13 protein-coding genes are annotated in these 12,824 nt (G+C 51.1%); 2 read left to right on the top strand and 11 right to left on the bottom strand.

Features of this window, described 5'->3' with window-relative positions; translation table 11 throughout:
* Positions 1-20: 20 nt before the first annotated feature.
* Positions 21-1,325 carry an ATP-binding protein gene (locus PG728_RS01150; protein ID WP_270625252.1) on the bottom strand — a complete coding sequence of 435 codons (1,305 nt, stop codon included), beginning with the start codon at positions 1,323-1,325 and terminating at the stop codon, positions 21-23.
* Between the two features lie 235 nt (positions 1,326-1,560).
* Between PG728_RS01150 and PG728_RS01140 the strand changes: the two genes are divergently transcribed.
* The gene (locus PG728_RS01140) at positions 1,561-1,896 is read left to right on the top strand and encodes a nucleotidyltransferase family protein (protein ID WP_270625250.1); all 336 of its coding nucleotides are present in this window, start codon (positions 1,561-1,563) and stop codon (positions 1,894-1,896) included.
* Entirely contained in the window at positions 1,893-2,225 is a 333-nt protein-coding gene (locus PG728_RS01135) for a HepT-like ribonuclease domain-containing protein (protein ID WP_270625249.1), read from the top strand. Before PG728_RS01140 ends, PG728_RS01135 begins: the two co-directional genes overlap by 4 nt.
* Positions 2,226-2,394: 169 nt before the next feature.
* On the opposite strand, the gene leuA is transcribed toward PG728_RS01135, so the two are convergent.
* The 10 genes from leuA to ribH form a co-directional block, all read right to left on the bottom strand.
* Positions 2,395-4,146 (bottom strand): 2-isopropylmalate synthase, encoded by a 1,752-nt coding sequence (gene leuA, locus PG728_RS01130; protein ID WP_270625248.1) that lies wholly within the window; start codon positions 4,144-4,146, stop codon positions 2,395-2,397.
* Between the two features lie 149 nt (positions 4,147-4,295).
* On the bottom strand, positions 4,296-5,336 hold the full coding sequence (locus PG728_RS01125) for a LacI family DNA-binding transcriptional regulator (RefSeq protein WP_270625245.1): 1,041 nt from the start codon (positions 5,334-5,336) through the stop codon (positions 4,296-4,298).
* 157 nt (positions 5,337-5,493) lie between these two features.
* Positions 5,494-6,552 carry a GTPase Era gene (gene era, locus PG728_RS01120; RefSeq protein WP_270625243.1) on the bottom strand — a complete coding sequence of 353 codons (1,059 nt, stop codon included), beginning with the start codon at positions 6,550-6,552 and terminating at the stop codon, positions 5,494-5,496.
* A gap of 2 nt (positions 6,553-6,554) precedes the next feature.
* Positions 6,555-7,844 carry a hemolysin family protein gene (locus PG728_RS01115; protein ID WP_270625241.1) on the bottom strand — a complete coding sequence of 430 codons (1,290 nt, stop codon included), beginning with the start codon at positions 7,842-7,844 and terminating at the stop codon, positions 6,555-6,557.
* 2 nt (positions 7,845-7,846) lie between these two features.
* On the bottom strand, positions 7,847-8,302 hold the full coding sequence (gene ybeY, locus PG728_RS01110; RefSeq protein ID WP_270625240.1) for an rRNA maturation RNase YbeY: 456 nt from the start codon (positions 8,300-8,302) through the stop codon (positions 7,847-7,849).
* Positions 8,299-9,258, bottom strand: coding sequence for a PhoH family protein (locus PG728_RS01105; RefSeq protein WP_270625238.1), 960 nt, complete (start codon positions 9,256-9,258; stop codon positions 8,299-8,301). Before PG728_RS01105 ends, ybeY begins: the two co-directional genes overlap by 4 nt.
* Positions 9,259-10,041 (bottom strand): 16S rRNA (uracil(1498)-N(3))-methyltransferase, encoded by a 783-nt coding sequence (locus PG728_RS01100; protein WP_270625237.1) that lies wholly within the window; start codon positions 10,039-10,041, stop codon positions 9,259-9,261.
* Positions 10,038-11,147 (bottom strand): molecular chaperone DnaJ, encoded by a 1,110-nt coding sequence (gene dnaJ / locus PG728_RS01095; RefSeq protein WP_270625236.1) that lies wholly within the window; start codon positions 11,145-11,147, stop codon positions 10,038-10,040. The genes PG728_RS01100 and dnaJ overlap by 4 nt, the downstream gene beginning before the upstream one ends.
* Positions 11,148-11,171: 24 nt before the next feature.
* Positions 11,172-12,197 carry a heat-inducible transcriptional repressor HrcA gene (hrcA, locus tag PG728_RS01090; protein WP_270625234.1) on the bottom strand — a complete coding sequence of 342 codons (1,026 nt, stop codon included), beginning with the start codon at positions 12,195-12,197 and terminating at the stop codon, positions 11,172-11,174.
* A 147-nt stretch (positions 12,198-12,344) separates the two neighbouring features.
* A complete protein-coding gene (gene ribH, locus PG728_RS01085) occupies positions 12,345-12,818 on the bottom strand; it encodes a 6,7-dimethyl-8-ribityllumazine synthase (protein ID WP_270625232.1) in 474 nt (157 codons plus the stop codon).
* Positions 12,819-12,824 lie beyond the last annotated feature (6 nt).

Raw genomic sequence — 12,824 nt, 5'->3', positions numbered from 1 at the left:
TAAATGCACTTCAGCAAGTTTTAAACGCCCAAAGCTTGAATTGGAAATGTAAAGGTAGGAACGTCATTTTCCAGCTTCGTGAGCTTAGCTATCGGTCCAGCCAGAGTAACTACTGCCAGGAACGAAGGTTTCTTCATCACCTCTAAATCGAGCGTATTCACGATTTCTTGCAGTTTTTGCCCTGCTTGAGAGATTTTGGCGGTTCCTAGTTTGACTTCGATACCTGCCCAGCGCCCATCAGGAAGAGTAACAATTCCATCGATTTCCCGACCGGAGCTATCGCGGTAGTGATAGAGCCTACCTCCTAAAAAGCTAATCAGGGTATGTAGATCATGGAGAACGGCGCTTTCTAATATCAAGCCGAGAGTTTTCGGGTCATAGGCTAGCTGAGTAGGCGTAGTTCCCAGAAGATTAACCGCCATAGCTGGATCAGCTAGATGATATTTACTGGCCGTACGCAGCCTTGCTCTCGTACGTAGCTGCGGCAACCAGGCAGGAATCTCTTGAACTACAAAAATCCTCCCTAGTAGTTCCAGATAGTTAGAAATGGTTCTATTTTGGATTTCTGCTGCTAGTCGCATGATGTCGCGGCGAATCGTGTCTATCGTTAACTCACTAATCACGCTGCGCGCTACCGACTGTAGGACTGCCTTGATCACTTGCGGAGAATGCCGAATCTCGGCGAGGCGAGACAAATCTAGGCGGGTTACCTCATCAATATATGCACTGATACGGCGGGAAGAAAGCGAAAAGTCATCATAGAGCATATCGGGGAATCCCGGGCGGCATAGCAGATTGATTGCCGAGGTGGGGTCATCTTGACCAGGGAAAAGGTCAGGGAATTCCCCCGCAAATAAGTTGCGTAGGGATATAGATGGCATTGAGCTACCCTTGCCCAGAACTTGGTCTTTTTCACAGGTAGTCATGGTTTGCTGGGTAAGACGCAAGAAGCGTCCCGCCCCAGTATGTCTGGTAATGTCATCAGCTGGGAGGGCGGATCCGGTCAAAATGAAACGTCCGCGCTCCGCCCTGCCGTCTACCTCGCGGCGAACTAGATTCCAGCTTTCGGGGATAACCTGCCATTCATCTAACAGTCGGGGGGTATCACCACGAAGAAGTAATTCAGGTTGAAAATCAAAGATTTCTTTTGCGTGGGGAGTATCTAAAAAGATATAAGAGTTAGCCGCATTTAGGGCGCTCATAGTTTTTCCGCACCCACGAGGACCCTCGATTATAACGGCGCCTACCCCGTGCAGGATTTCTTGCAAGGCGCTATCAATCATTCGGGGTAGATAGGGTCTACCCACTATTGCTTCGGTATCCACATGCTTATTATAGCAGTTCAAAAGCTCTAGCGCACTTTTTGCAGACGCCCTAGCGCACTTTTTGCAGACGTTCTAGCGCAGGTTTTGCAGACATCCTAGCGTTCCGCGCGGTTGAGGGCGCTAATAACCGCCTTATACGTAGCGCGAGTAATCGAAGGATCGATACCTACTCCCTCACCTCGAATACGTAGCTACTAGCAGTGAAACTCTGATTGGCAACTGATAGCATGATTTTGTGTTCGTTGATACCCCAGGTAGCTTAACTCCGGAAACGATGCAGTTGCGCGCCCTATTAGCCGCAAATATCAACGAGTTTCGGTCTTTACTGGAAAAATACGGAGCCTCTAATCCGCTGCTTTTTGGCTCGGTAGCCCGTGGCGATGCCAACGCTAAAAGCGACATCGACATCTTGATCGAGATGAGCCCCGAGGACGGAAACCTGTTGATGCGGGCGAGCGGGCTATTGGCGGAAACCCGGGAGCTTTTAGGGAAAAATATAGATATTTTCCCTGTTCAACTAGTAAAATCAGAGGTTAATCAGCAAGCACTCGATGAGGCAGTACCGCTATGATTCGAGACAATAAATCACGCTGCCAAGACATTTTACGAGCAATTAACAAATGTGAATGCTATCTGAAACAACTAACCCCTGATAGCTCTGCCGAGTTTACTGAGATGGTAGAGGATGCTATAGAACGGAACCTACAAATAATAGGGGAAGCCACCAGCCGTTTGTCTTGTAAGGTCACCGACTCAAATCCAGATATTCCCTGGACGCAAATCAGAGGATTTCGCAATATTCTAGTTCACGAATATTTCGGAGTTGATATCCAGATAATCAGGGACGTAGTTGAAAACCACCTGCCGGCTTTAAAGAACGCTTTAGGGGATTACCTTTAACGGAGACAACTTTAGAAAGAATTGGTTCTACATATTATCCGCCCATGCTAAGACGGAGTAGCAGTAATCCCCCTACCGCTCCTAGGTTACTCCCAGGGTGCTAGCGCACTGTTTGCAGACACCCTAACGCACCATTTGCAGATGTTCTAACGCAGGTTTTGCAGACGCCCTAACGTTCCGCGCGGTTGAGGGCGCTGATGACTGCCTTGTAGGTAGCACGGGTAATCGAGGGATCGATACCTACCCCCCAAAGCACCTGACCGGCAATCTCGGCCTCCACATAGGCCGCTGCCCGCGAACTCTCACCGGTTTCCATCGCGTGCTCTACATAATCGAGCACCTTGATATCCAAACCCAGCTCTTGGAAAGCACTAATAAACGCCTCAATAGGACCGGGCGCAACCGCCTCTAAAGTGCGCAAAGTACCATTATCGCTAACCCGCGCCCGCAAGGACACTTCCCCAGTTTCATGATTGTTATCTGCGCGAGAATCACGCAGCTTAAAACGCCCCCAAGGCTCCAGGCGATATTCCTCTCCGGGCAAATACTCGTCAGCGAAAATCTTCCACAAATGCTGTGAATCGACCTCGCCCCCGAACTTTTCCGTATAGTCCTGGACATGGCGATAGAACTCTATCTGCAAGCGGCGCGGCAAATCCAAAGAGTAGTCACGTTTCATCAGGAACGCGATACCGCCCTTGCCAGACTGGGAGTTCACCCGCACCACAGCCTGGTAGTCGCGTCCTACATCACCGGGATCAATCGCCAGGTACGGAACCGCCCAAATTACCTGGTTCTGATTACCGCCACCAGCCGCAACTTCCCGGGCACGCTTATCAAAGCCCTTCTTAATGGCATCCTGGTGAGAGCCAGAGAAGGAAGTGTAAACCAGATCGCCAGTATAGGGCTGGCGGGGATTAGTTTCCATCCGGGTGCAATACTCTACGGTTTCACGCACCCGATCCAGGTTGGACAAATCCAACATGGGGTCGATTCCTTGGGAATAAAGATTCATTGCCAAGGTAATCAAATCTACGTTGCCAGTGCGCTCCCCCTGCCCCAATAGGCAGCCTTCTACCCGGTCAGCACCGGCTTTCATAGATAGTTCTGCCGCAGCAATCCCCGTTCCCCGGTCATTATGGTTATGTACCGACAAACAGACGTGTTCACGGCGACTCAGGTTCCGGCTCATCCATTCGATTTGATCCGCATAAGAGTCCGGGGTGTAACGCTCCACAGTTGCCGGCAGGTTCAAAATAATTTCGCGATCCTCATCAGGCTGCCAAATATCCATGACCGCTTCACAGATTTCCAGGGCAAACTCAGCTTCGGTATCCACGAAGATTTCTGGAGAATATTGCAGCCCGAAAACCGTGGAATCATCTAATTGCTTTTCAGCTTGCGCGATTACCTCACGCACCCCGCTTACTGCCAGTTCCACGGTAGCCGCCTTATCGTTATGGAATACTACTTCCCGAAAAGTCGGTGAGGTGGCGTTATAGATATGAACATTGGCGCGCGGCACTCCCACTAGGGACTCTATGGTACGTCCGATTAAATCTTCGCGCGCCTGGGTAAGCACGGAAACGCACACGTCCTCGGGAATCGCGTCCTCTTCCACCAGCGAGCGCACGAAATCAAAATCTACCTGTGAGGCCGCCGGAAACCCAATCTCAATTTCTTTCAACCCAATCTGCACTAACAAATCAAACAATTTGCGTTTACGCCTCGAATCCATCGGCTCAATCAACGCCTGATTACCGTCCCGCAAATCCGTAGATAGCCAACGGGGAGCCTGGGTAACATTTCTATCTGGCCAGGTGCGATCTGACAGTTTCAGGGAAGTATCCCAAAAGTGAGCATATTTTTGAAACGGCATTCCAGAAGGCTGCTGCCGAGGAGCTTTACCAGTAGTTCGCATGGGAAGATTTCTTTCTGCTCAGTTAGATGGCTGGCCGAAACGGCAAATAAACCCGCGACGAGCCTCGACCAGTATTACTGGACTTCGTCGCGGCAATCTAGTAGCAGAATGAATGTGCGCATGGCTCTACTTTAAGCAAATTGCCTATTCTACGGTAACCAACGTCCCGCATATTGAGCTGAGGGTTGCGGTTCCTTAGTTGATTCCCGAGGGATAAACGCGGCCTCTCCAGCTATCAGGCAATCTCCTGGTTTAGGGGTATAGGACGCACCAAAAATCTGCTTCATCAGCACCGTCACCCCCAGGTTAGCGAGTTTATCGACCGGCTGGTCAATCACGGTAATCGCCGGAGATATTACCGAAAACCAGGGAACATCATCGATGGCTACCAGTCCCAAATCTGCTCCCAACTGTATTCCCAAACTTTTCGCAATCATCAACACCCCTAGAGCTATCTGGTTAGAAGCGCAGATAATAATATCTGGACGGTATAGCGACAGAATACAGCGAGCGGCACTAGCTGCCGACACTGCCTCGTGCAGACAATACTCAATCTCTAAATGGCTAAACCCGCTGCTGGCTAATTTTTCTTGCAGTTTTTCAGCTCGTCTTTTACCCGCGATACAAAACTCTGGACCTGCCAGATAGGCAGGACGGCTATAACCTAAGGAGCACAAATGCTCAGCCATGTCTTGCATAGCATTGGCAGAATCAATCACTATCGAGGGTATCGCTGCTCCCGGTGCTTCACGGTCTAAAGCCACCATGGGTAAACCATCGGGAGCCTCGGGATGTATCCACCCGGGAGCTATCCGTGATGGGGGTACTACTAACAGTCCATCCACCCCTTGTTTTGCCAACGCCCTAATCCCGTTTTCATAGCTTTTTTCATCTTCATGGGCGTTAGACAGCAGCAGCGAAGTGGCATGGGAATGGACGGCTCGTTCCACACAGTGAGCCAGCATCGCATAAAACGGGTTCATTATATCCCCAACTACCAGCCCAATCGTTCCGCTACGACCAGTACGCATAGCTGCCGCTAAGCGATCTTTTTGATACCCTAGCTCTTCGGCTGCGGCTAGGACTTTACGTTGGGTCTGTACGCTCAGATGGGTACTGCCGTTGAGGGCGCGCGATACGGTAGCAATCGAAACCCCAGCGGCTTTTGCCACGTCACGGATGGTTGCCATTAGAAAACGCCTCCTCGCGCAAAAACTTAACGTTAAAAATCCTAGCAAGAAAACTCACCTTTGAGGAAACGTTTACAAGAAAGCTAAAAATGAAACATTGCCCCTAGTGCCGTAACCAAATGCGCCCTCAATCCTAAAACAGTGGAGCTAGCGAAAACTAAAAACCTAAACGCCCTAACATTTTCGTGTCAGATTGCCAGTTCTTCGCTACCCGGACATGCAGGTGGAGCTGCACTGGCCGGCCCAGTAACTTTTGAATCTGCCGTTTAGCTTTAATCCGAACTCGGCGAATATGGCTGCCGCCTTTACCTATCAAAATTCCTTTTTGGGAATCGCGTTCCACATACACATTCACGTGCACATCTAAGGGCTTAACTTCCTCTTGAGAAGTTCCGGCATTATCCTCCCCGTCATAGGAGGACGAGGGGCCACTCTCAGCCTCGCCAGCGCCCCTACCTTCCTTGCTAGTAGGCACCTGTTCTTTAGGGAGGCGGTGACTGCCGTATCCCAGTTGCGGCCCAGTATCCTCACCCTGATAAAGAATCTCCTCTACCTGCACCGCTATCGAGTGCGGTAGTTCTTCACGCACCCCCTCCAATGCGGCTTCCCGCACAAACTCGGCAATCGTTTTTTCTACCGATTCGTCACTAACCTGGTCACGGGGATAAAGAGGGGGTGAAGATGGCAGATATTTCGCAATCTGATCAGCAAGAACGTTTACTTCTCCGGTTAAAGCACTCAATGGAACAATATCGTTCCACTCCCCCAGCTCTTCAGCTGCCACTAGCGCTGCCACCATTCGCTCTTTAGAAACCAAATCGGCTTTGGTAACTGCTAAAACCACCGGGATATTCAGCTCTTTAAGTTCGGCAGCAATATAGCGATCACCCGGGCCAATCTTTTGATCGGCAGGTACACAAAACACCACCGCATCCACGTCTACTAAGGCTTCCCGCACCATATCGTTTAGCCGTTTACCCAGCAGCGTGCGGGGGCGGTGCAGACCGGGAGTATCGACCAACACAATCTGATAATCCTCACCTTGAACCACACCGCGCACATTATGTCGGGTAGTTTCGGGACGGGAGGAGGTAATCGCGACTTTCTGCCCAACCAAGGCATTAGTTAAAGTAGACTTTCCTACGTTAGGGCGTCCCACTATGGAAACGAAACCTGCACGGTGAGAAAGTGACCAGGAGGACTGCGATACGCTCATTGCTAATCCATTTCTGTTTCTAGACGTTTTACCAATAGGGTATCCATTTGGCGACGCCTACCGGAAACGCTTTTTACCCTTAGTTCCATTCCAGCTACTTTCGCTTTCGACCCTACCAGTGGTACTTTCCCCAAAGCCTTGGCCAGTAGCCCACCCACGGTGTCCACTTCATCATCATCTACTTCTAGATTCACCAACTCCGCTAAGTCATCTAACCCCAAACGTGCAGGCACTACCCAAGTATCTGCTGCAATTTGTTGAGGTTCTTCTTCGGCACGGTCATGCTCATCGGTTACTTCTCCTACCAGTTCTTCTAAAATATCTTCGATGGTTACCAGACCGACCGTGCCACCCCATTCATCAACCACTACCGCAATATGGGGTGCGTCTGCCTGCATTTGACGCATCAAATCATCGGCAAGCATCACTTCGGGGACAAAAAAAGCTGCTCGCATCATTTCTGGAACCGGATGATCCATCAGTTCGGGGCGGGAAAAACAGCGGGAAATCAAATCTTTTAGATAAAGCATTCCCCGGACATCATCGGCGTCATCTCCCAAAACCGGAATTCTAGAAAACCCGGATTGGATAAAAACCTCGAAAGCCTCTCTAGCTAAAGTTGTGGTTTCTACCGCCACCATATCGGTACGCGGAACGATAATTTCCCGAACCAGAGTAGTCCCCAGTTCCAGAGCCGAGCGCACAATCTGGCGATCTTCGTCCTCGAAAGCTAGATTCTCTTCCTGCCCCATTTCATCGACCATTTCCCGGAAATCTTCCGCGATTTCCGCGCGGGAAGCAGCTTCCTCAACTGGGGAAAGTGGCGCTATCCTTTGCACTATCCATCCTACCGGGCGGGACAGAACCGATATTATTCGCCCGAAACTCACCATTTTACTCAGCCATAAAGCGGTAGCTTCGGGGCGATACTGCCCCACACGCATTCCCGCAAAAGTAGCAAAAATAAGCAGCAACACCCCCAATACCAGCACTGTCATCAACAGGGAGGCCCACCAGGGAAACCCTAACCCCAACATTGCGATACTCATGCAGGTAGCCGCTAATATCTGCACAAACAAACGCCAGGATTGGCAAATAGCCAAGGTGTTTTCCTTTTGGTCTAGCAGGGAGCGCACTAGCGGAGCGCGACGATGTCCCTCTTCTACCAGGTCTTGAGCCCGCGCATGAGAAAGGGTTTGAAAAGCTCCCAATGCCGCTGCCCAAGCGGCATCTACTGCCACCAAAATAATAGCTAAAGCCAGTAGAGCCGCCGCTGGTATTTGAGATAACAAATCTAGCTCCGCTCTGCTAAGAAAGTCAGTAATAATTTGCGCTGCAAAGCAAACATTTCCTTTTCTTCTTCTTTTTCGGCGTGGTCATAGCCAAGTAGATGCAACATACCGTGCACTGTAAGCAGCAGCATTTCCTCGGTGGAAGAGTGTCCCGCATTGGCGGCTTGCGCCTGAGCAACCTCGGGGCAAATCACAATATCCCCTAAGATACCTGCCTCGGTGGGAGAATCTACGCTTCCGGGACGCAGTTCGTCTAGAGGAAAACTCATCACATCGGTCGGGCCTTCTAAATCTAACCACCGCTCATGCAAGGCGGCTATTACGTCTGGTTCCACGAAAATCAGCGACATTTCTGCCTCGGGTGACACATGCATAGTGCTAAGAACATAGTCAGCTAATTCTTGGAACTCAACTCCATCGATTTGATAGTCGGTTTCGTTTAAGACTTCCACACTCACCGCTGTTCCTCCCTTAGGTCTCGGCTGGCAAAAGCGCGCTCATAAGCATCAATAATCATCCCCACCAGCTTATCGCGCACCACGTCTTCGCTGGTCAAATAACAAAAATCTATATCTTTAATTCCGGTGAGGACGCTTTTAGCGTCTTTGAGTCCCGACAGTTTTCCCCTAGGCAGGTCAATTTGGGTAATATCCCCGGTCACTACCATAGTTGAGCCCTCCCCCAGCCGGGTGAGGAACATTTTCATTTGTTGCGGGGTGGTATTTTGGGCTTCATCTAGCACAATAAATGCATGGGAAATCGTGCGCCCGCGCATATAGGCGAGCGGAGCGACCTCAATGGTTCCGGATTCTAGCAGCTGGGCAAGTTCGGCAGGTTCCAGCATTTCTCGTAGAGCATCATAAAGAGGACGCAGATAGGGGTCAATTTTCTCGGTCAGATTTCCTGGAAGAAAACCGAGAGATTCACCAGCTTCCACTGCCGGACGGGTCAGAACGATTCTGGAAACCGCTCCGGATTCTAGGGCTTCTACCGCTTTAGCCATTGCCAGATAGGTTTTACCAGTGCCAGCAGGTCCTATTCCGAATACAATCCGATTATTAGAAATTGCGTCTAAATAGGTTTCTTGACCGGAAGTTTTTGCTCTTATCTGCTTGCGCTTGGTGTGCAATACCGGTAAGGCTTCCTGCGATGACATCAACTTCAAGGCTTGCGTAACTGCCGAAGCAGATAGCGGATTGCCGTGACTAGCCGCTGTAATAAGCTCGCTAAGTAAATCCGCCCCCATCCGCGCCTCGCCTGGATTACCCAGGAAGGTTACGATTCCTCCGCGAGTAGTTATCCGCACCCCTGGCAGGTTATCTTGCATTGCCCGCAGCACTTGGTCGCCCGGTCCGAACACTAAAACCGGATCGAGATCTTCGGGCAAAAGTACCTGGGCTTGGTTAGCAACCATTTAGAGCGATTCCTCCCGATTCCACAGCCCGCTAGTAAGTCCTAAAGCTGCTATTGCGGCAGGTCCAGCGCTAGAGGAACGTAAAACAGTTGGACCCAGCCTAGCTGTGATTGCACCGGCCGCTATAAATTGGGCGGTTTCCTCCGGGCTCACCCCGCCCTCCGGGCCTACTATCAGGTGTATCATTTTCGCCTCTCTTACCTGTTCCCAGGCTTTAGCCAGAGGCAGAGAAGCATCGGGGTCAAGGAGTATAAATCGCTGTTCCCTGCCACCAGCAGCGATTATTTCAGTCAAGCTAGCCGAATCAGTTAGTGGCTCTAAGTGCGGCCAATTTGCGCGGCGTGATTGTTTAGCAGCAGCTTTAAGCAACGCTTCCCATTTCTTTTCCCCCCGTTGAAGTTTCGCACCTTTCCACTGCACTATTGAACGTTTAGCTGCCCAGGGACGCACGATACTGACCCCCAGTTCGACTGCCGATTCTACTGCCTGCTCGTCACGTCCTCCTTTGGAAAGCGCCTGGATCAGCCCGAATTGGGTTTGTGGGAGGGGAAGGTGCAGCCTTTGCTGAACCTGAAAGTCAAAACAGTCTTTGCCACTAGCAGTAATTTTACAGCGCAGACGCAACCCTTTGCCATCAACTAGGTCGAGGATGTCCCCTACGTCCAGACGTTGCGAACCGATTGCATGTCGGGCTTCTGCCCCATTTAGAGAGCCAACCGCGCCTAGCTCAAGTTCGTTTAAGGGCGGGCAGGAACTATCGCCAAGAAAGACTGGAAGAATCATGGCTTACCTGCAAATCGTTCCCGCAGGCGAGAGAAAACACCGCTATCTGCAAGCGGTTCGGGCTCCACCCTATCTTCCCGGCGTAGTTGCGCTAGCTGTTCGATTAGGTCGCGTTGGGCGTTGTCAAGATTGGTCGGTACTTGCACCATAATGTTTACAATCAGGTCTCCGCGTCCTTGCCGTTGCAAACGTCCTACTCCCAGACCGGGTAAGCGAATTTGTTCTCCCGGTTGCGTACCAGCAGAAATAGTTATTTCCTGAGTCCCGTCAAAGGTTTCTAAATCGACTTTAGTACCCAAAATGGCGGCCGTCATCGGCACCCGCAGGGTGGTTTCCAGGTTATCTCCCTGCCGGGAAAATACCCGATGAGAACTCACTTGGATTTCTAAATATAAATCCCCACTAGGACCGCCTCCCGGCCCTACTGCGCCTTTGCCACGCAACTGCACTTTATGCCCAGTTTGCACTCCCGCCGGGATTTCTACCTGCATGGTGACTGTGGTTCGCACCCTACCCTCCCCGGAGCACTCGGGACAAGGGTCTGGGATAGTAGTACCGTGAGCGGCGCAGGCGCTACAGGGAACTGTAGATTGCATCTGTCCCAGGAAAGTGCGGGTAGAGCGGGTTACCGAGCCGCGACCATTACAAACCTGACAGGTACGCGGGGAAGTTCCCGGCGCGCAACAGCTTCCCTCACAGGTGGGACAGGTAACGGCGGTGCGCACTCTTATCTGCTTCTTTACCCCGAAAACGGTTTCTTCTAAGGAGATTTCTAGGCGCTGACGTAAATCTTCACCGCGTCTGCCCCTGGGGGTTGGCCCCGCGCTGGTTTCCCCTCCGAAAAAGCTCTCGAAAATATCGGAGAACATGGAAAAGTCACCCATACCGGAGCTGGCAAACCCGGAATCGCCTCCCATATCGTAGCGGCGGCGTTTTTCCGGATCAGAGAGGACTTCGTGCGCCATCGATACCTCTTTGAAAGCCTCTTCTGACTGTGGCCCGGCAACATCGGGATGCAATTTGCGGGCTTTGCGGCGATAGGCGCGCCGAATTTCTGCCTCTGTAGCGTCCCGGGATACCCCTAAAATCTCGTAGTAATCAGCCACCGATATTTATTCCTCTTTCCTAATCTACCTGGTCATCATCCGCGATAAATAGCGCGAAACCGCACGCACGATACTCATTGCCTGCGGATAGTCCATTCTTTGCGGGCCAACTATCCCCACATGGGCGACCCCGCTTTCTTTATCTCCGTAAGCCCCTGCCACAATAGAGGTTTCAGACAGGGAATGCTCTCCCGATTCTGAGCCAATGGTTACCGTTACTGGTGAATCTTGTTGATCGATTTCTGAGAATAGCCGCAGCAAAGTAACCTGTTCTTCCAAAGCATCTAGAATCGGACCGATAGAGCGAGAGAATTCGGGGCTAGAGCGCACCAAATTTCCCGCTCCCGCCATTACAATCCGTTCGGTTTGTTCCCCGGTGAGAGCCTCGCGAATAATCGGTAATATTTGGGAAATAAGCTCTAGCTGTTCCGGGGAGGCTCCTGCCATTAAAACCGGCTCTAACTGGGCTATTTGACTATCTTCCATTCCCTGTAAGGTAGAATTCAGCAAGAGGGCGAGGCTGCGGCTGGCAGCACTATCGACCTCGTAACGAGTGTCAATGGTTGTTTGTTGCACCCGAGCGCTGTTGGTAATCACAATTACTAACAGCTTGAATTCTGCGACTGGAATTAGTTCAAGGTGTCGTAATCCGCTGCGTTCATAGTGGGGGTATTGCACAATCGCCAACTGCCTAGTTAGCTGGGCTAAGGCGCGCACGGTACGCTCAACTATGTCATCGAAATCGGCTGCTCCGAGAACAAAAGCCTCAATCGCGCGGCGTTGAGCAGCGGTAATAGGACGAAGTTTAGAGATTTGATTAACGAACGCCCGGTATCCTTTTTCCGTGGGGATTCTACCGGCTGAAGTATGCGGTTGATAAAGGTAGCCTTTTTCCTCTAAAACCGACATATCGTTACGTACGGTTGCGGGAGAAACTCGCAAATCATGCCGATCCACCAACGCTTTAGAGCCTACGGGTTCACCGGTTTCTACATAATCGGTGACGATAGCTCGCAAAACGTCGTCGCGCCGGATGCTTGCCTGGCTCATATCTCCTCGCTGTCCTCAAATAAACGATAGGTGCTCAATATCCTTAAAACTAAGCACTCTACCGCCTCGACTGCTAACTCTACCCTGATTGCCAGCTAGTTATTAACCTCAAATCGCAGATTCGCGTACAGCTAAAGGTAACTACCCTCAGCTTTGAGCCTCAGTCAGCACCTGCACCATCGATAAAGCTGCTTGCACTGCCTCGTAACCTTTATCTTCGCTAGAGGATTCCAGACCCGCCCTATCTAGGGCTTGTTCTAGGTTATCGCAGGTGAGCAGCCCAAACCCTAAAGGAATCTGGGATTCAACTGACACTTTAGTTAGCCCATAGGTTGCCGCGTCACACACATAATCGAAATGAGGGGTTCCTCCGCGAATGACTACTCCCAGACAAACCAGGGCATCCGCTTTCCCGCTTTCAGCATAGGTTTTAGCCGCTAAGGGAAGCTCAAAAGAGCCTGGAACCCGCACCACTTCATAGTCTGTCTTCGCGTCCTTACAGGCGCGTTTGGCTCCTGCTATCAGCCCCTCCATAACCTGCTCATGCCAGCGGGTAGCAATAATTATTACTTTTTTACCCTCGCCACCAGTATGTAAATCGGGAACTCCCCCTCTAGCCATTTCTAT

It is taken from the genome of Varibaculum timonense, assembly GCF_027694345.1.
Lineage (GTDB): Bacteria > Actinomycetota > Actinomycetes > Actinomycetales > Actinomycetaceae > Varibaculum > Varibaculum timonense_A.
Note: the sequence above shows the minus strand (reverse complement) of the source record. Positions and strands in the feature narration are given on the sequence as shown.

Bases quoted from the DNA above. Each gene is read 5' to 3' on its own strand.
- PG728_RS01135 (WP_270625249.1), top strand. From the start codon at position 1,893: ATGATTCGAGACAATAAATCACGCTGCCAAGACATTTTACGAGCAATT.
- leuA (WP_270625248.1), bottom strand. From the start codon at position 4,146: ATGCGAACTACTGGTAAAGCTCCTCGGCAGCAGCCTTCTGGAATGCCG.
- PG728_RS01125 (WP_270625245.1), bottom strand. From the start codon at position 5,336: ATGGCAACCATCCGTGACGTGGCAAAAGCCGCTGGGGTTTCGATTGCT.
- era (WP_270625243.1), bottom strand. From the start codon at position 6,552: ATGAGCGTATCGCAGTCCTCCTGGTCACTTTCTCACCGTGCAGGTTTC.
- PG728_RS01105 (WP_270625238.1), bottom strand. From the start codon at position 9,258: ATGGTTGCTAACCAAGCCCAGGTACTTTTGCCCGAAGATCTCGATCCG.
- PG728_RS01100 (WP_270625237.1), bottom strand. From the start codon at position 10,041: ATGATTCTTCCAGTCTTTCTTGGCGATAGTTCCTGCCCGCCCTTAAAC.
- hrcA (WP_270625234.1), bottom strand. From the start codon at position 12,197: ATGAGCCAGGCAAGCATCCGGCGCGACGACGTTTTGCGAGCTATCGTC.
- ribH (WP_270625232.1), bottom strand. From the start codon at position 12,818: ATGGCTAGAGGGGGAGTTCCCGATTTACATACTGGTGGCGAGGGTAAA.